General features: G+C 73.2%; 17 protein-coding genes. 12 read left to right on the top strand and 5 right to left on the bottom strand.

What is annotated here, in order from left to right; genetic code table 11:
* The first annotated feature begins 18 nt into the window (after positions 1-18).
* The 11 genes from ACWCOM_RS01735 to ACWCOM_RS01685 all read left to right on the top strand — a co-directional run bounded on the left by ACWCOM_RS01735 (position 19) and on the right by ACWCOM_RS01685 (position 11,446).
* Entirely contained in the window at positions 19-1,065 is a 1,047-nt protein-coding gene (locus ACWCOM_RS01735; protein WP_454547004.1) for an NAD(P)-dependent alcohol dehydrogenase, read from the top strand.
* Positions 1,066-1,122: 57 nt separating this feature from the next.
* On the top strand, positions 1,123-3,333 hold the full coding sequence (malQ, locus tag ACWCOM_RS01730) for a 4-alpha-glucanotransferase (protein WP_454547003.1): 2,211 nt from the start codon (positions 1,123-1,125) through the stop codon (positions 3,331-3,333).
* 38 nt (positions 3,334-3,371) lie between these two features.
* Positions 3,372-4,271: an SGNH/GDSL hydrolase family protein gene (locus ACWCOM_RS01725; RefSeq protein WP_454547002.1), complete on the top strand. Its 900-nt coding sequence runs from the start codon at positions 3,372-3,374 to the stop codon at positions 4,269-4,271.
* Between the two features lie 258 nt (positions 4,272-4,529).
* Positions 4,530-4,766, top strand: coding sequence for a 50S ribosomal protein L28 (rpmB, locus tag ACWCOM_RS01720; RefSeq protein WP_047804470.1), 237 nt, complete (start codon positions 4,530-4,532; stop codon positions 4,764-4,766).
* A gap of 1 nt (position 4,767) precedes the next feature.
* Positions 4,768-4,935 carry a 50S ribosomal protein L33 gene (gene rpmG, locus ACWCOM_RS01715; RefSeq protein WP_017832642.1) on the top strand — a complete coding sequence of 56 codons (168 nt, stop codon included), beginning with the start codon at positions 4,768-4,770 and terminating at the stop codon, positions 4,933-4,935.
* A gap of 4 nt (positions 4,936-4,939) precedes the next feature.
* The gene (gene rpsN / locus ACWCOM_RS01710) at positions 4,940-5,245 is read left to right on the top strand and encodes a 30S ribosomal protein S14 (protein ID WP_047804469.1); all 306 of its coding nucleotides are present in this window, start codon (positions 4,940-4,942) and stop codon (positions 5,243-5,245) included.
* A gap of 73 nt (positions 5,246-5,318) precedes the next feature.
* A complete protein-coding gene (locus ACWCOM_RS01705) occupies positions 5,319-5,603 on the top strand; it encodes an HU family DNA-binding protein (protein ID WP_047804493.1) in 285 nt (94 codons plus the stop codon).
* Positions 5,604-5,829: 226 nt separating this feature from the next.
* Entirely contained in the window at positions 5,830-6,465 is a 636-nt protein-coding gene (locus ACWCOM_RS01700; RefSeq protein ID WP_454547001.1) for a hypothetical protein, read from the top strand.
* Positions 6,466-6,631: 166 nt separating this feature from the next.
* Positions 6,632-7,234, top strand: a complete 603-nt coding sequence (locus ACWCOM_RS01695; protein ID WP_454547000.1) for a copper resistance CopC family protein — start codon at positions 6,632-6,634, stop codon at positions 7,232-7,234.
* Positions 7,235-7,346: 112 nt separating this feature from the next.
* Entirely contained in the window at positions 7,347-9,509 is a 2,163-nt protein-coding gene (locus tag ACWCOM_RS01690) for a cytochrome c oxidase assembly protein (protein ID WP_454546999.1), read from the top strand.
* A gap of 41 nt (positions 9,510-9,550) precedes the next feature.
* Positions 9,551-11,446, top strand: coding sequence for an NHL domain-containing thioredoxin family protein (locus tag ACWCOM_RS01685; RefSeq protein WP_454546998.1), 1,896 nt, complete (start codon positions 9,551-9,553; stop codon positions 11,444-11,446).
* 19 nt (positions 11,447-11,465) lie between these two features.
* On the opposite strand, the gene ACWCOM_RS01680 is transcribed toward ACWCOM_RS01685, so the two are convergent.
* On the bottom strand, positions 11,466-12,446 hold the full coding sequence (locus tag ACWCOM_RS01680) for a hypothetical protein (RefSeq protein WP_454546997.1): 981 nt from the start codon (positions 12,444-12,446) through the stop codon (positions 11,466-11,468).
* Between the two features lie 186 nt (positions 12,447-12,632).
* Here ACWCOM_RS01680 and ACWCOM_RS01675 point away from each other — a divergent pair, with 186 nt between their 5' ends.
* Positions 12,633-13,283 carry a hypothetical protein gene (locus ACWCOM_RS01675; protein WP_454546996.1) on the top strand — a complete coding sequence of 217 codons (651 nt, stop codon included), beginning with the start codon at positions 12,633-12,635 and terminating at the stop codon, positions 13,281-13,283.
* Between the two features lie 78 nt (positions 13,284-13,361).
* Here the strand turns inward: ACWCOM_RS01675 and ACWCOM_RS01670 are convergent, their stop codons facing one another.
* From ACWCOM_RS01670 to ACWCOM_RS01655, 4 genes are read right to left on the bottom strand one after another with little or no spacing between them, the layout of a single operon-like run.
* The gene (locus ACWCOM_RS01670) at positions 13,362-14,621 is read right to left on the bottom strand and encodes an ABC transporter ATP-binding protein (RefSeq protein ID WP_454546995.1); all 1,260 of its coding nucleotides are present in this window, start codon (positions 14,619-14,621) and stop codon (positions 13,362-13,364) included.
* 52 nt (positions 14,622-14,673) lie between these two features.
* Entirely contained in the window at positions 14,674-15,507 is an 834-nt protein-coding gene (locus ACWCOM_RS01665) for a carbohydrate ABC transporter permease (protein WP_454546994.1), read from the bottom strand.
* 4 nt (positions 15,508-15,511) lie between these two features.
* Positions 15,512-16,504 (bottom strand): carbohydrate ABC transporter permease, encoded by a 993-nt coding sequence (locus ACWCOM_RS01660; RefSeq protein ID WP_454546993.1) that lies wholly within the window; start codon positions 16,502-16,504, stop codon positions 15,512-15,514.
* Positions 16,501-17,823, bottom strand: a complete 1,323-nt coding sequence (locus ACWCOM_RS01655; protein ID WP_454546992.1) for an extracellular solute-binding protein — start codon at positions 17,821-17,823, stop codon at positions 16,501-16,503. Before ACWCOM_RS01655 ends, ACWCOM_RS01660 begins: the two co-directional genes overlap by 4 nt.
* Between the last annotated feature and the right edge of the window lie 189 nt (positions 17,824-18,012).

Here is an 18,012-nt window from a genome sequence, read left to right as displayed (position 1 = left end):
CACGACAAGGAGCACCCCATGACCACGTTCCCCGCCCTCGAGGCCGTCTCCGCCGACTCCGGCTTCCGCCGCACCACGATCGAGCGCCGCCCGGTGGGCGCCCACGACGTCGAGATCGAGATCGACTACGCCGGGATCTGCCACTCCGACATCCACACCGTGCGCGACGAGTGGGGCGGCGCCCGGTACCCCGTCACCCCCGGCCACGAGATCGTGGGCCGCGTGCGCGCGGTGGGGGAGCAGGTCACGGGCATCACGGCCGGCGACACCGTCGGCGTGGGCTGCTTCGTCGACTCCTGCGGGCGCTGCGAGCAGTGCACCCAGGGCCTCGAGCAGTTCTGCGCCGAGGGCGTGGTGGCGACCTACAACACCGCCCTGCCGGACGGCAGCGCCACGCGCGGCGGCTACAGCGCGGGCATCGTCGTCGACGAGCGCTTCGTGCTGCACGTGCCCGAGGCCCTCGACCCCGCCAAGGCGGCTCCGCTGCTGTGCGCCGGGATCACGACCTACGCCCCGCTCAAGCGCTGGGGCGCGGGGCCCGGGAGCAAGGTCGCGGTCGTGGGCATGGGCGGGCTGGGCCACGTGGCGGTGAAGATCGCCGCGGCCATGGGCGCGGAGGTCACCGTCCTGAGCCAGAGCCTGTCCAAGCAGGAGGACGGGCTCGCCTTCGGGGCCACCGACTACTTCGCCACGAAGGACCCGGAGACGTTCGAGCGCAACCGGGGCCGCTTCGACCTGATCATCAACACCGTCTCCGCGGACCTGCCCGTCGAGGACTACCTGTCCCTGCTGCGGGTCAACGGCGTGCTCTGCTCCGTGGGCCTGCCCACGGAGCCGTACAGCGTCCGCCCCGGCGCGCTCATCGCCCCGCAGCGCGTGCTCACCGGGTCGATGGTCGGCGGCATCCCCGAGCACCGGGAGATGCTCGAGTTCTGCGCCGAGCACGGCGTCGAGGCGGAGATCGAGCTGATCGGCGCCGACGAGGTCGACGCCGCCTACGACCGGGTGGTCGCCTCGGACGTGCGGTACCGCTTCGTCGTCGACGTCGCCCGGACCCTGGCGTAGCGGCCGGGATCGTCAGCAGCCTGCGACTCGGGGCGGGCTCTGGCTAGAGTGGTTCCCATGGCCGACACCACCAGCACCGCCGACCCCCTGCACCGGCTCGCCGAGGCGTACCGGGTCTCCACGACCTACTCCGGGTTCGACGGCCGGGAGCGGGAGGTCCCGGCCGCCACGCTGCGCGCCGTCCTCGACGCCCTGGGCGCCGACGCCGGCGACGACGACGCCGTCGAGGCCTGCCTGGCCCGGCGGGAGCTGGCGCCGTGGCGGCGGGTGCTGCCGCCCGTCGTCGTCGCCGTCGAGGGCACCCGCACCCGCTTCGCGGTCCACGTCCCGCACGGCTCGGCCGTGCACGTCGCCCTCGTGGGGGAGGACGGGACGCGGGCCGCGGCCGCGCAGACCGACAGCCGGCGCTCCCCGCGGGACGTCGACGGCGTGCTCACCGGGGAGGTCACCTTCGAGGTCCCCGAGACCCTCCGCCCGGGCTGGTACGAGGTCCGGGCGGAGTGCCCCGACGTCGACGGCGGCCGGGCCGTGACCACTCCGCTGGCGGTGACCCCGCGCCGGCTCTCCACCACGGACCGGCTGCACGGCCGGCGCCGCTGGGGCTACATGGCGCAGATCTACTCGGTGACCTCGGGACGCTCCTGGGGCGTGGGGGACCTCTCCGACCTGGCGAGCCTCGCGGCCGTCTCCGGGGAGCAGGGCGCGGACTACCTGCTGGTCAACCCCCTGCACGCCGCCGAGCCCGCCCCGCCCGTGGAGCCCTCCCCGTACCTGCCCACCAGCCGCCGCTTCTTCAACCCCCTGTACCTGCGCATCGCCGAGGTCCCCGAGTACGCCTACCTGCGCCCGGCCGACCTCGAGGTGGTGAACACCCTTGCCGCCATCCAGCGCCGCGAGAATCTCGACACCAGCACCATCGACCGGGACAAGGCGTACGCGGCCAAGCTGAAGAGCCTCGAGCTGCTGTTCACGGTCCGCCGCTCCCCGCACCGTCAGCAACAGCTGCGCCGGTTCGTGGCCGAGGGCGGGCAGGGCCTGCAGGACTTCGGCCTGTGGTGCGCGCTGCGGGAGGAGCTCGGCGAGGACGCCCCCGAGTGGGACGACGTCGCCGCGTCCCCCGATGCCCCGTTCGCGGCCGAGGCGCGGACCCGGCTGTCCCACCGGGTCGACTTCCACGTGTGGATGCAGTGGCTGCTCGACGAGCAGCTCGAGTCCGCCCAGCGCGCCGCCCACCTGGCCGGGATGGACATCGGCGTGATCCACGACCTCGCGGTGGGCGTGCACAAGCAGGGCGCCGACGCGTGGACGCTGCAGGACGTGCTGGCCTCCGGCGTCAGCGTGGGCGCGCCCGCGGACATGTACAACCAGAAGGGCCAGGACTGGTCCCAGCCCCCGTGGCACCCCGAGCGTCTCGCCGAGGCCGGCTACCTGCCCTGGCGGGACATGCTGCGCACCATCTTCCGGCACGCCGGCGGCATCCGGGTGGACCACGTCCTGGGCCTGTTCCGGCTGTGGTGGATCCCGGACGGCCAGGAGGCCTCCGAGGGCGCCTACGTCTACTACGATCACGAGGCGATGGTGGGCATCCTGGCGCTCGAGGCCGAGCTCGCCGGGGCCGTGGTGGTCGGCGAGGACCTGGGCACCCTGGAGCCGTGGGTGCGGGAGTACCTCGCCGAGCGCGGCGTGCTCGGGACCTCGATCCTGTGGTTCGAGACGGACGGCGACGAGCCCCTGCCGCCGGCGCGGTACCGGGAGCTGAGCATGGCCTCCGTCAGCACCCACGACTTCCCGCCCACGGCGGGCTTCCTCCAGGGGGTGCAGGTGGACGTGCGCGAGGAGCTGGGCCTGCTGGCCCGCCCGGTGGAGGAGGAGCGTGCCGAGGCCCGGAAGCAGCTGGACACGTTCTTCGCCGCCGTGGCCGCGGACGGGCTCCTGCCCGAGGGCGAGGCCACGGGCGAGCAGGCCCGCGTCGAGGCGCTGCACCGCTGGCTGGGCCAGGCCCCGGCGCTGCTGTTCAACGTCTCCCTCGTGGACGCGGTCGGGGAGCGGCGGATGCAGAACCAGCCCGGCACCGGCGACGAGTACCCCAACTGGCGGATCCCCCTGGCCGACGGGGCGGGCAACCCCGTCCTGATCGAGACGCTGCCGGAGAACGCGCGGGCGAGCTCCCTGGTCCGCGCGATCAACGAGGCCCTCGGCACGCGTCCGCGCTACCAGGGCGTGGGGGAGCCGGCGCAGCCGCAGCACACCGACCGCACGGCGCCCTGAGCCCCGGCCGCCCCGCACCCCCGAACGGAGCACACCGCATGACGGAGCCCACGGCGCCCCGCCCCGCCCTCGTCCCGCCCGACCGGCCCGTCCGCTACGTGGCCCTGGGCGACTCGATGACCGAGGGCGTGGGCGACCCCGACCCCGCCCGCCCCAACGGCGTGCGCGGCTGGGCGGACCTCGTGGCCGAGCAGCTGACGGCAGCCCGCCCGGAGACCCGCTACGCGAACCTCGCGGTCCGCGGACGGCTGCTGCGCGGGATCGTCGAGGAGCAGCTGGACGCGTGCCTGGCCCTGGAGCCCACCCTGGTGAGCCTCTACGCCGGCGGCAACGACATGCTCCGCCCGCGCGCGGACGTGGACGCCCTCATGGCGGTCTACGAGCAGGCGGTCGCCCGGCTGCGCTCGTCCGGCGCCGCGGTGGTGCTGTTCACCGCCTTCGACCCCGGCCGGGATGCACCCACGTCCTGGACCCGCCCCCGGCAGGCCCTGTACAACGAGCACGTCCGCGAGATCGCCGACCGGCACGGGTGCCGGGTGCTCGACTACTGGCGGATGCGCACGCTGCAGGACTGGCGCTACTGGGCGGTGGACCGGCTGCACATGTCCACCGCCGGGCACACCTACGTGGCCGCCCGGATGCTCGAGCTGCTCGGCGTCGCGCACACGCTGGCGCTGCCGCCCACGGCCGAGCTGCCCGTCACCGCCAGCCCGGGCGTGCTCAGGGAGGACCTGTACTGGGCCCGGGAGTACCTGCTGCCCTGGATCGGGCGCCGCCTGCGCGGCACCTCCTCCGGGGACACGGTCGCCGCCCGCCACCCCGAGTGGACGACCCTGCTCCCGCGGGCCGTGGTCCCCGCCGGGCCCCCGCCCCGCGGCGCCGCCGGTTTGCGGGGGTCCGGGGAGCCGGTAGACTGGCCAGAAGCTGGTCACGCCTGACGTCAGGTTGCGGGGAAGTCCGTACGGGCCTAGACTTCAAGGCTGTCGTGTGGTGGAGTCCACCGTCCGGCACCTTGATCTTCACCGTCTTCATCGTGGCGAGGCCTTCGCCGGTTCCGACCGCGGGTCTCACGAGAGGGCCCGGTTGGCGAACGGTGGCAATTCTGAAGGTGACGGGACGCTCGCGGCCGCAGGTGAGTGATCATCCTGCGGCTCCCACTGCGTGCCGTCATTTCGTCAACATTGGAGGAGAACACTATGGCAGCGCATTGCCAGGTGACCGGAGCTCAGCCGGGCTTTGGGCACAGCATTTCGCACTCGCACCGCCGTACCAAGCGCCGGTTCGACCCGAACATCCAGAAGAAGCGTTACTGGGTGCCGTCCCTGCGGCGCAGCGTGACGCTCAACGTCAGCGCCAAGGGCATCAAGGTCATCGACGCCCGCGGCATCGACGCTGTCGTGACCGACATGATCGCACGTGGGGAGAAGATCTAGCATGGCCAAGGACAAGGACGTTCGTCCCATCATCAAGCTGAAGTCCACCGCCGGCACCGGCTTCACCTACGTGACCCGCAAGAACCGCCGCAACGACCCGGACCGCATGGTGCTCAAGAAGTACGACCCGGTCGTCCGCAAGCACGTCGATTTCCGCGAGGAGCGCTGAACCCATGGCCAAGAAGTCCAAGATCGCCAAGAACGAGCAGCGCAAGGTCGTCGTCGAGCGCTACGCCGCGAAGCGTGCCGAGCTCAAGAAGACCCTGGTCGACGAGAACGCCACCGACGAGGCCCGCGAGGCCGCCCGCCTGGGCCTGCAGAAGCTGCCCCGCGACGCCTCCCCGGTCCGCCTGCGCAACCGCGACCAGATCGACGGGCGTCCCCGCGGCACCATCCAGAAGTTCGGCATCTCCCGCGTCCGGTTCCGCGAGATGGCCCACCGTGGCGAGCTGCCCGGCATCTCGAAGTCCAGCTGGTAATTTCTGACGCAGGAGCGCGACCGGTTCCCGGCGCCGCGCTTCCCCACGACCCCAAGTCCAGGAGGACATGAACATGGCTAAGAACCGCAGTGAACTCGTCGCCGAGGTCGCCGAGAAGGCCGGCACCACCAACGCCGCCGTCAACGGGGTGCTGGACGCGCTGTTCCAGGTCTTCGAGGAGTCCGTCTCCGCCGGTGAGAAGATCACCATCCCGGGCTGGCTGGCCGTCGAGCGCACCGACCGCGCCGCGCGCACGGGCCGCAACCCGCAGACCGGTGAGACCATCGAGATCCCGGCCGGCCACGGCGTCAAGCTGACCGCTGGTTCCAAGCTCAAGGCGGCCGTGTCCAAGAAGTAGGGACACCCGCGGGTCCGTCCTGGACCTTCTCCATGGCTTCGTCCGAAGGGGCGGCCCCGCACCGGGGCCGCCCCTTCGCCGTGCCGGGCACCCGCTGCGCGGGGCCGGTCCTCGCGGGCCCGGGCTCCTCGGGTCCGGCACCGCCGCGAACTGGCCCGGCTCTCGCGGCGCCGCGCATAATGGGAGCACCGAGCCGACCGGCCGGGGAGCCGAGGGGAGGGGGCGCGTGAGCCCACGTGCACGCCGTCTCGTCCGCGGCTGGGCGGGCGCGGGCCTGGCCACCTCCGCGGCCGCGGCCTCCCACACCGTCGCCGGCGGTCAGCCCCCGCCGGCGCTGCTCCTGCTCCTGTCCCTGGCCCTGTCCGGACCGCTGTGCATGGCGCTGGCGGGCCGGGCGCTGTCCCGGACCGCGCTGGCGCTGAGCGTGCTGCTCAGCCAGTCCCTGTTCCACGCCCTGTTCGCCGCCGCGGGCACCGTCGGCGCCGTCACGGACGCCTCCCACCACGGCGCGGCCGGGACCGGAGCCGCCCTCGTCCTGCAGGCCGCATCCCCTCCGGGGCACGGCGGGCCCGTCATGCCGGCGGCCCACGTGCTGGCCGCGCTCGCCGGCTACGCCCTCATGCGGCACGGAGAGGTCGCGGTCCTGGTCCTCCTGGAGGCCCTGCGGCTGCGCGTGCGGAGCCTGTGGCGGTCCCTGTCCTCCCCGGTGGTCGCCGGCCGGCCGCGCGCGGTGCGGCCGGGGCGCCCGCACGCCCTCACCGACCAGTCCCTGCTGCGGCCCGTCCGCTCCCACCGCGGGCCGCCGCGGCCCCGGCGCCGGCTCCCGCTCCCGGCCGGACCCGCCCCGCTGCCCGTCGGCTGACCCGGCCGGTGCCGCGGGGCCCCGGACCCGGGCCGCGGCGGGACGCGCGGCGCCCGTGCACGCCGCCGGCCCCCGGTCCGGCGGCCCCGTCCCGACGGGACACACCGACGGGACACACCGACGGCCGACCGATGCCCTGCCCGGGCCCCTCGAGGAGACACCACCCATGCGCACCGCACGACCCACCGCACGACCTGCTGCACGACCCACCGAACGAGGCACCGCACGAGGCGCCGCCGCCCTGCTGGCGGCGGGCGCCCTCACCGTCCTGACCGCGCTGCCGGCCTCGGCCCACGACGAGCTCACCGGCGTCAGCCCGGAGCCCGGCACCACCCTCACCACCGCCCCGCAGGAGCTGGAGCTGACCTTCTCCGGCCAGGTGATGGACATCGGCCACCAGGTGCAGGTCACCGACTCCGAGGGCCGCTCCGTGACGGACGGGCCGCTCGAGACCGAGGGGAACCGGATCGTCCAGCCCCTGACGGACGCCGGCCCCGAGGACCAGACCTACCAGGTGGTCTGGCGCGTCGTCTCCAGCGACGGGCACCCGATCGAGGGGACCTTCGCCTACGAGGTCGGCGCCGGCTCGGAGCCGTCTCCGGGCGTCACGTCCACCGCCGAGGTCCCCGAGGAGCCGGCCGAGGACGCCGCGGCCCAGGCCTCGACCGGGGACACCCCGCTCTGGCTGGTCGCCGTGGCCGGAGCGGCGATCGCCCTGGCCGTGCTCGGCGCCGTGAGCGTCGTCTCGCGGCGGCGCCGCGGGGACTGACCGCACCCCGGCCGGCGTCCCGGGACCGCGCCCTGGCCCCGGGCGGATTTGCGCTGCGGGGGACAATGGATGGAGCCGCCCCGACGGGGGAGGCGGAACAAGGAGACGCACCATGAGCACGAGGACGGCCGAGCGCGCCGACCACGGCACCTCCGCGCGGGCGGGCGGACGCGGGCTGGACCCCTGGCTGCTCGCGGCCGTGCCCGTCGTGGCGCTCACGGCGCTCGTCGTGGCGATGGCCTGGACCGGGTCGGGCGCCGCCCGGTTGGCCGCCGATCCCGGGGCGCTGGTGCGCTGGGGCCTGCCCGCCGCCGAGCTGGTGCACAACAGCGCCCTGGTCGTCGTGATCGGCGCGCTGCTGTTCGCCGTCGGGATCGTGCCCGGCACCCGGCGCGCCGGCCGTACCCGGACGGGCACGGACGGCGGGGGCGCGGCACCGGAGCACCCGCTGTTCACGACGACGCTGCGCCTGGCCGAGGCCGCGGCCGCGGTGTGGACCGTGGCGGCCCTGGCCGTGCTGGTGCTGTCCTACTCCGACGTCGCGGGCGTGCCCGTGGGCGGGGACGGCACCTACACGCAGCAGCTGCTGCACTACGCCACGGACATCCCCACGGGGCAGGCGCAGACGGCGATCGTCGTGACGGCGGCCGTGGTGACCACGCTCGTGTTCGGGATCCGGGCGCCGCTCGGGCTGCTGCTCACCCTGGCCCTGTCCTGCACGGCGCTCGTGGCGATGGCGCTCAACGGCCACTCCGCGGGCGGCAACGACCACATGGGCGCCGTCAACTCCCTGGGCCTGCACCTGCTGGGGGCGTCCCTGTGGACCGGCGGCCTGGTGGTGCTGGCCTGGCTCTCGCCGCAGCTGAGCGCCCCGGACGCCGGCACCGGCACCCTGCCGGAGGGCGCCGCCCGCGGCCGGTCGGCGGCCGGCCCGCGGGACCGGGCGCCGATCGCCGCCGTGGTGCTGCGCCGCTTCTCCGCAGTGGCGTTCGGCGCCTTCTTCCTGGTGTTCCTCTCCGGGACCGTCAACGCCGCGGTGCGGATCGGATCCTGGGACCAGCTCACGAGCGGCTACGGGGGCCTGGTGCTCCTCAAGGCCGTTCTCACGCTCGCCCTCGGCGGTGCGGGGCTGGCCCACCGCCGGTGGCTGGTGCCCGCGATGGAGGCCGGCCGGCTCACGGCCCGCCGCGCCGTGTGGCAGCTGGTGCTCGGGGAGCTGCTGCTCATGGGCGCCGTCATGGGCGTGGCGGTGGCCCTGTCCCGGACGGCGCCGCCGGTGCCCGAGGAGCTGGCCGCGGACGCCTCCCCGGCGCTGATCCTCACCTGGTACGAGCTGCCGCCGGCGCCCACCGCGGCCTCCTGGTTCACCACCTGGCGCGTGGACTGGCTGTGGCTGGCCGTGTGCCTGTTCCTCGCCCTCGTCTACCTCTGGGCGTTCGTGCGGGTGCGCCGGCGCCGGGACTCCTGGTCGGTGCTGCGCACCCTGTCCTGGCTCACCGGCCTCCTCGCGCTGTTCTACGTCACCTCCGGCGGGGTCGCCGTCTACGGCCGGGTGCTGTTCTCGGCGCACATGGTCGAGCACATGGCGCTGACCATGGTGGTGCCGATCTTCCTGGTCCTGGGCTCGCCGGTCTCCCTGCTGCTCAAGGCCCTGGAGCCCCGCCGGGACGGCACCCGCGGGCCGCGCGAGTGGATCCTGCGCCTCGTGCACTCCGGGTTCGGCCGGGTCGTGACCCACCCGGTCTTCGCCGCCGTGAACTTCGCGGCCTCGATCGTGGTCTTCTACTTCACCCCGGTCTTCCACCTCACCCTGCACTACCACGTGGGCCACGTCCTGATGGTCACGCACTTCCTGATCACGGGGTACCTGTTCATGCTCGTGCTCATCGGCAGCGACCCGATCCCGTACCGCCCCGGGTACATGATGCGTCTCGTCGTGCTGCTCGCCACGATGGTCTACCACGCCTTCGTCGGGGTGGCCCTGATGGGCTCCGAGACCCTGCTGCAGGCCTCCTGGTTCGGCAACACCGGGCGGGACTGGGGCCGCTCGGCCATCGAGGACCAGCAGTTCGGCGGGGCCCTCATGTGGGGCATCGGCGAGTTCCCCACCGTCGTCGTCGCCGTCGTCGTCGCCGTGCTGTGGGCGCTGGCGGGCAGCAAGGAGAACCGCCGCGTGGACCGCCAGGCGGACCGCACCGACGACGCCGAGCTCAAGGCCTACAACGACATGATGGCCCGGCTCGCGGAGCGCGACGACCGCGCCGCCCGCCGCTGAGCCCCGCCCCCACCGCACCCACCCGAAAGGACACCTCCTCCATGCGCCTCACCTCCCGCGTCCGCGCCTCCGAGTTGCAGGGCCGCGCCTGGCTCAACACCGGCGGCCAGGACCTGGACCTCGCCGCCCTGCGCGGCAAGGTCGTGATCCTGGACTTCTGGTCCTTCTGCTGCATCAACTGCCTGCACGTGCTCGACGAGCTGCGGCCCCTCGAGGAGCGCTTTCCCGACGTCCTCGTCACCGTGGGGGTGCACTCCCCGAAGTTCGAGCACGAGGCCGATCCGGAGGCGCTCGCGGCGGCCGTGGACCGCTACGAGGTCCACCACCCGGTGCTCGACGACCCCGAGCTCACCACCTGGGACGCCTACACCGCCCGGGCCTGGCCGACGCTCGTGGTGGTGGACCCCGAGGGCTACATCGTGGCGCACCTGTCCGGGGAGGGCCACGTCCAGGGCCTGGTCTCCCTCGTGGAGGAGCTCGTGGCCGAGCACGAGGCCCGGGGCACCCTGCACCGCGGAGACGGCCCCTACGTCCCGCGTCCCGCGCCCGAGGGCGACCTCCGCTTCCCCGGCAAGGTGCTCCCGCTGCCGGACGGCTCCTTCCTCGTCTCGGACACCGGACACCACCGCCTCGTCCAGCTCGGCAACGACCTCGGGACCGTCCAGCGCGTGATCGGCTCCGGGGAGAAGGGCCACGAGGACGGGGACGCGGCGACGGCCCGCTTCACCGAGCCCCAGGGGCTGACCCTGCTGCCCGAGGACGTCCGCGCGGCCGTCGGGTACGACGTCGTCGTCGCCGACTCCGTCAACCACCGGCTGCGCGGCGTGGAGCTGGCCACGGGGACGGTGCGCACGGTGGCCGGCAGCGGCGTCCAGCGCCTCCTCGACGAGGAGCGCGCCCGCGGCGCGGAGCCCAACGCGGTGCCCGTGGGCGCGGACCCGCTGACCGTGGCGCTGTCCTCCCCCTGGGACGTGGTGTGGTCCACCCGGGCCGGCCTGCTGCTGGCGGCCATGGCCGGCACCCACCAGCTGTTCTCCTTCGACCCGCGCAGCGGGCAGCTCGCCGTGCTCGCGGGCACCGGCGACGAGGGGCTCAAGGACGGGCCCGCCGCCGAGGCGTGGTTCGCCCAGTCCTCGGGGCTCGCGGAGGACCACCTCGGCAACGTGTGGATCGCCGACTCGGAGACCTCGGCCCTGCGCGTGCTCCGCTTCGACGACGACGGCGCCGTCACGGTCGAGACCGCCGTGGGCGAGGGACTGTTCGACTTCGGCTTCCGCGACGGCGACGCCGGGCAGGCGCGGCTGCAGCACTGCCTGGGGGTAGCGCAGTTGCCCGACGGGTCCGTGGCGGTGGCCGACACCTACAACGGTGCCGTGCGCCACTACGACCCGCGCACCGGGCAGGTGGCCACCCTGGCCCGCGGTCTGGCAGAGCCCTCGGACGTGCTGCTCGACGTCTCGGGCGGGGAGCCGCTGCTCGTGGTCGTCGAGGCCAACGCGCACCGTCTGGTCCGGGTGCCGGTCCCGGCCACCGCCCAGCGCGTGGACGAGGGGGCCGCCCGGACCCAGCGCGCCCGCACGAGGCTGGCCCCGGGGACGCTCGCGGTCGACGTGCGCTTCGCGGCGCCGACGGGACAGAAGCTCGACGACCGGTGGGGCGACCCCACCCAGCTGAAGATCTCGTCCTCCCCGGAGGGGGCGCTCGTGGAGGGCGCCGGCACGGCCCAGGGCCTGCGCCGGGAGCTCGTGCTCGCGGACGGGGTCACCGAGGGCGTCCTGCACCTGACCGCGCGCGCCGCGGCCTGCGACGGCGAGCCCGGCGGGGAGATCCCCGACCACGCGGCCTGCCACCTGTACCAGCAGGACTGGGGGATCCCGTTCGTGCTCGACCCGGAGGGCGAGACCGAGCTCGTCCTGGACCTGCGCGGGGTCAACTGAGCCGGCCCGCCCGGTGGTCTCAGCCGCGCGGGGTGACCCGCACGGTCGAGTCGTCGACGGCGAGCTCCGCCGCGACCTCGAACGGCACCGTCCGCTCGAGCCGCTCGACCTCCCCGGTGAACAGGTCCAGGGAGTCGAACTCGATCCGTGCGGTGCCCCGCGCCGGCTCCAGGGACCAGCCGCCGCCCTGCGCGCCCACCTCGATCCGCGGATCCGGATAGGACTCGATCGTCCACCGCACGTCCCCCTGGACCCGCCCGTCGAACTCGTAGGAGAACGGGCAGCTCGCCGGGAAGAGGGTGTTCTGCCCGGCGCAGCCGTCGAGGTGCTCCTTCAGCTGCCGGTCCACCTGCTCCTCGAGGGCCGCGGTGGGCCGGGGCTCCAGGACGATCTCCGCCTCCTGGCCCGGGGCGGTCAGCGTGGTGCGCACCGGATCGGCCTCCACCAGCTCGGAGGTGTAGGAGGCCGTGTAGGTCCCGGGGAAGAACGCCGAGAACTCCCCGGTGGAGCCGGGCAGCGCCACGGACGTGCCGTTGAGGTCCGCGGAGGTCACGCCCGGCAGCCGGACCGTCAGCGTGGGCAGCGGGGTCTCGTCGAAGGCCCAGACCGTGAAGAAGCCCCACTGCGTGTCCACCGGGTGCAGGCCGAACTCGGAGCTGTGCCGCTCGCCGCCGAGGCTGTAGTCGGCGCGCACCACGGCTCGCCGGCCGTCGTTCGTCACGGTGGACACCTCGAGGTCCTCGAGCTCCTCGGCCGAGGCCGCCAGCGGGTCACCGTCGAGCATCGCGGCGTTGGCCTCGGGCACGGCGGCGTTGAGCAGGCCCAGGGCCTGCCCGCCGTCGCCGTCCTGCAGGTCCTCGAAGTAGGCCCGGACGTCCGTCTCGGGGCCGTACATGTACTTGTTGACCAGCGCGATGGTGACGGCGGCGGCCGCCATCCCGAGCAGCACGAGGAACAGCCAGGCCCCGAGGGCCTTGAGCACGCGGGCGTTGGTCTCCATCCGTTCACGCTAACCGATCCCCGTCCCGCCCGTCCGCCACGGGGCCGCACGGCCACCCAGGCACGCACGGGCCGGCCCGGGCGGGTACGCTGGCGTGCCGCGGCCCGTCCCGCTCGCCGCTCCCACCGGCTGCCCCCGTTCCGGTCCCCGTTCCCCGTCCTCGTCCCCCGTCTGGAGCTGACTCCCATGGCCGACGCCGTCCGGCAGGTCCCCGAGAAGTACGGTCCCGTCCGCGCCGTGCTGCGCCCACGCATCGGCTCCTACGGCCGGCGCCTGCTCGCCTGCCTCGCCCCGATGCTCGCCGGCGCGGTGCTCCTGCTGCTCCTCTGGTCCCGCCGGCCGGGTCCGGCCGTGGCGGTCGTGCTGCTGGGCCTCGTGCTGGTGGCCGCCCTGAGCTGCTGGCTGCGGCTGCGCCCCGCGCTCGTCGTGCGGACCGACAGCCACGTCCTGCGCTCCCGCACCGTGGGCTTCGCCGCCACGCCGCTCGCGCGGATCGACTCCGTGGTCACGGTCGGGGCCCTGCACCGCTCGGCCGACAGCCCGCGGCGCGCCGGCCGGCCCCACCTGTGGGCCGCCGACCGGGCGGGCCGCCGCGTGTTCGCCCTGGACGGCGGCGTGTGGGACGGACGTGCCCTCGAAGGAGTCGCCGAGGCCCTGGGCGCACCCCGCACACACGTGGCGCACCTGACGGCCGGAGAGGCCGCCGCCCGCTGGCCGCGGCTCGTCCCCTGGCGGCTGCGGCACCAGCGGCTGTCCTCGGCCGCGTCCACGGCGGCGCTGATCGGCGTCCTCGCGCTCGCCGTGTGGCTCTCGCTGGACCTGCCCGGCACGGGCTGACGGGCGGGAGCCACCACGACGACGGAGCCTGCCCCCGGTCTCGCCGGGGGCAGGCTCCACTGGTGCCGGTGCGGTGGGTCAGCCGGCCGCGGCCAGCTCCTGGCGCGCCCGCTCGATCTCGGCCTGCCGCTCCTCGGCCGCCTCACGGGTCAGCTCGGCGCCGGCCTCCGCGTCCCGGGTGAGGTTCTCCCCGGTCTCCGGGTTGAACACGTGCATCCGGCGGGTGTCGACCCAGATCCGTCCCTCGGTGCCGCCGCGGATGCGGGAGGTGGCGTCGAGGGACACCACGAGCTGCGGCTGCATCTCGTCCGCGTCCAGGTCCTGCGCCAGCTCGTTGAGCTTGGCCTGCACGGCCTCGTCGGGCTGGTACCGGATGTAGCCGTACTGCTGGTTGCCGAGCCACTCCGTGTGGGTGAAGCGGGCGTCGAAGGTCGTGCCGCGGGCGGCGATGGCCTCGTCCACGAACTTGGCGTCCTCGAAGTGCTCCGGGCGCAGGCCCAGCAGCACGATGGCGCCGTCCGCCGGCATCCTGCCGGCCGCGTGCTGCGGCACGGGGATGTCGCCCAGCGGGGTGCCGAACACGTTGCCCCGCACGTGCGCCGGGAGGAAGTTCATCGACGGCGAGCCGATGAACCCCGCCACGAACAGGTTGGCCGGCTGCTCGTAGAGCTCCCGCGGCGAGGCGATCTGCTGCAGGATGCCCTTCTTGAGGACGGCCACCCGGTCGCCGAGGGTCATGGCCTCGGTCTGGTCGTGGGTCACGTACACGGAGGTGATGCCCATCCGCCGCTGCAGCTGGGCGATCTCGGTGCGCATCTGCCCGCGCAGCTTCGCGTCCAGGTTGGACAGGGGCTCGTCGAACAGGAACGCGTCCGCGTCGCGCACGATCGCCCGGCCCATCGCCACCCGCTGGCGCTGGCCGCCGGAGAGGTTGGCCGGCTTGCGCTCGAGGTGCTCGTCGAGGTCCAGGGTCGAGGCCGCGGCGCGCACCTTGCGGTCGATCTCCTCGTCGGAGAACTTGCCCTTGGACAGCCGCAGCGGGAACGCGATGTTCTCGTAGACGGTCAGGTGCGGGTAGAGCGCGTAGTTCTGGAACACCATGGACAGGTTCCGCTCGCGCGGCTCCTTCTCGTTGACGCGCTGGCCGTTGATCAGCAGGTCCCCGGAGGTGATGTCCTCGAGGCCCACGATCATCCGCAGCAGGGTCGACTTGCCGCAGCCGGAGGGCCCCACGAGGATGAGGAACTCGCCGTCGGCGATGTCGATCGAGACGTCGTTGACCGCGGGGAAGCCGTCGCCGTACTTCTTGACGAGATGGTTGAGGGTGATGGATGCCATCTGGTACTCAGTCCTTCGCTCGGTTCGGAAAAGGTGTGGGAGGCGGGCGGGCTCAGCCCTTGACCGCGCCCTGGGTCAGGCCGGAGACGATCTGGCGCTGGAAGAGCAGCACCAGGACGACCACCGGGATGGTGACGACGATGGCGGCCGCCGAGATCGCGCCCGCCGGGTCCTCGAACTGCGAGGCGCCGGTGAAGAACGCCAGCGCGGCGGGCACCGGGCGGGCGGCCTCGGTGGAGGTCAGGCCGATGCCGTAGACGAAGTCGTTCCAGGCGATGAAGAACGCGATGATCGCGGTGGTGAAGACGCCCGGCAGGGCCAGCGGCACGATCACCTTGCGGAAGGCCTGCCAGGTGGTGGCGCCGTCGACCTGGGCCGCCCGCTCGAGGTCCCACGGGATCTGCTGGAAGAACGCCGTCAGGGTCCAGATGGAGATCGGCAGGGTCAGCGAGAGGTAGGGGATGATCAGCCCGGGCCAGGTGTCGTAGAGCCCGATCTGGCGCCACAGGTTGAACAGCGGGGTCACGATCGACACGACGGGGAACATGGACACCGCCAGGGCGACCGTCAGGATCATCTTCTTGCCGGGGAAGTCCAGGCGGGCGATCGCGTAGGCGCACAGGGTGGCCAGGACCACGGCGACGGCCGTGGCGATCAGGCAGATGCCGATCGAGTTGATCAGCGACGGCACGAACAGCTCCCGGGCCTGGCCCACGAAGATCGAGGAGTAGTTCTCCCCGACCCACTGGGTGGGCAGGAACTTCCCGGACGTCAGGTCCGCCGGCGTCTTGAAGGACGTCATGAGGATCGAGGCGACGGGGAAGAGCGCGTAGAGCAGGACGAGGACCGTGACGACGGCCCAGCCCACCTTCTGCTTGGTGGTCATGGGGTTACCTTCCCTTCCCGGCGCCGGCGAGGTCGACCTTGAACACCTTGATGGCGATGAAGGCGATCAGCAGCACGCACACGAACAGGATCACGGAGATCGCGGAGCCGAGCCCGATCTCCAGTCGGCCGATGGAGGTGCGGTAGGCCAGCAGGGACAGCGTCTCGGTGCCGTACTGGCCCTGGGTCATGATGAAGATGTTGTCGAAGATGCGGAACGCGTCCAGGGCGCGGAACACCACCGCCACCATGATCGCGGCCTTCATGTTGGGCAGGATCACCCGGGACATGCGCTGCCACCACGTGGCCCCGTCCACGCGGGCCGCCTCCGTGTACTCGCTGGGGACCTGGGCCAGGCCGGCGAGCAGCAGCAGGGAGATGAACGGCGTGGTCTTCCAGATCTCGGAGGCCATGATCACGAACAGGGCCGGCCCCTGGGAGGCGAACCAGTTGAAGTCGGGGCCGATGCCCGGCACCCAGTCGAACCAGTTGTTGATGTAGCCCGTGGTGATGTCGAAGGCGTAGAACCACGCGAAGGCCGAGACCACCGTGATGATGCCGTAGGGCACCAGGATCGCGGTGCGCAGCAGGCCCTTGGTGCTCCGGATCGCGTTGTTCATCACGAGCGCCAGGGCGAAGCCCAGGACGAGCTCCACCACCACGGTGACGAGCGTGATGACCACCGTGATCAGCAGGTCGTTCCAGAACACCCGGTCGGAGAGGACGGTGGCGTAGTTGCCGAGGAAGACGAACTCCTTCTCCCCGGGGGCGGTCAGGCGGAAGGAGAAGAGGGAGTCCCACAGGGCCTGCAGGATCGGGTACATGGTCACCAGCAGCATCACGATGAACGCGGGGCCGGCGAGCATCCAGCCCAACTTCCGCTCGGACCGGGCCCGGTCGGACATCACGGGCTTCGCGCTGCGCCGCCCCGACACGGGTGCCGGGGCGAGCTCCCGCGGACCGGTGCCGGGCGCGTTGGGATTGACGACGGTGCTCATAGCAGCCGATCTCCTCTCAGGACGGACTCGATGAACTCGGCGGTCAGGCCGGGCGTGTCCTCGGTGACGGACGCCGGCGGGGTCCACTCCTGCTGGATGGCGGTGGAGACCTCGTTGTAGAACGGCGTCTGCGGGCGCGGCGCCGCCTGGTCGAGGGACTCGCGGATGGTCGCGTACATCGGGTAGGCCTCGCGGACCTCGGGGTCCTCGTAGGCGGCCTCGGAGGAGGCCGGGTTGCCGTTGCTCACGAAGTAGTACGCCTGGTTCTCGGGCTGGACGATGCACTCCACGGCCTCCCAGGCCAGCTCCTGGTTCTCGGAGGTGGCGCCCACGCCCAGGTTGATCCCGCCCAGCGGGGGAGCGGAGGGCTGGCCCTCGTCGACCTGGGGCCACAGGGCCCAGCCGATGTCCTCGTAGACCTCGGCGTCGACCGTGCCCTCCTCCACGGCGGCCGCGGTGGCCGCGTAGATGAAGGGCCAGTTGACCATGAAGGAGCCGTTCTCGGACTGGAACTGGATCATCGACGCGTTCTCGTCGGAGGTCGGCAGGCCCGGGCCGCCGAGCCCGTCACGGCCGATGGTGCCGATGATCTCCGCGGCCTTGCGGCCCGCCTCGGTGTCCAGACCGATCGAGATCTCGTCGGAGGGCGCCTCGGGGTTCTCCACGATCGACCCCCCGGCGGACGCCACGAGACCGTTGACCCACACCGTCATCGACTCGGCCGAGGTGCCCTGCACCCCTAGGTACTTGTCCTGCTCCCGGGCGGCGTCCATGATCTGGTCCCAGGTCACCGGCTCGTCCATGTCCAGGCCGGCGGCCTCCGCCACGGACTCCCGGTACCAGAGCAGCTGCGTGTTGGCCCAGAACGGGACCGACACCAGCTCGTCCTTCCACTTCGCGCCCTCGAGGGGACCGGCCAGCACGTCCTCGGTGGTGGCCTGCTCGACGCCGCCGGGCACCGGGGCCAGGAAGCCCGGCTCGGCCAGCTCGGGGATGAAGGGCGGGTCCAGGCTCATGATGTCCATCGACGTGTCGCCCGCGGCGAGACGCCGGGCGAGCTGCTCCCGCTGGGAGGCGGCGTCGCGCGGGAGCAGGGCGGTCTCGATGGTGTACCGGCCCCCCGACTCCTCGGAGCACTGCGCGGCCAGCTCGGCCTGACCCCCGGCGTCGGGGTTGATGTACCAGGTCAGGGTCGGGGTGCCGCCGGCGTCGGCGTCACCGCAGCCCGTCAGGACGAGGGCGCCCACGGCGCCCAGGGCGGCGGCAGCGCCGAGCCGTCGCCTCCCGGGGGCTCTGTGGGGGTGTGAGGTGGTGGTCAACGGTCTGTTCCTCCCCTTCGGCGATGTGGCGGTCCGCGAGGGGACGCCGGACGGGCCCGTGGGACCCGCCCGGCGGGACGGCCGGTCGTGCGTGCTGCCGGGTGACCACCCCTGCGCGGAGCTTCAGTCTATGAGTGCGGTACCTCACAGACCAGTAACCTGTGTATTTGCGAAGGGGAGTCGCCGGAG

This window comes from Kocuria sp. KH4 (genome assembly GCF_053711175.1).
Note: the sequence above shows the minus strand (reverse complement) of the source record. Positions and strands in the feature narration are given on the sequence as shown.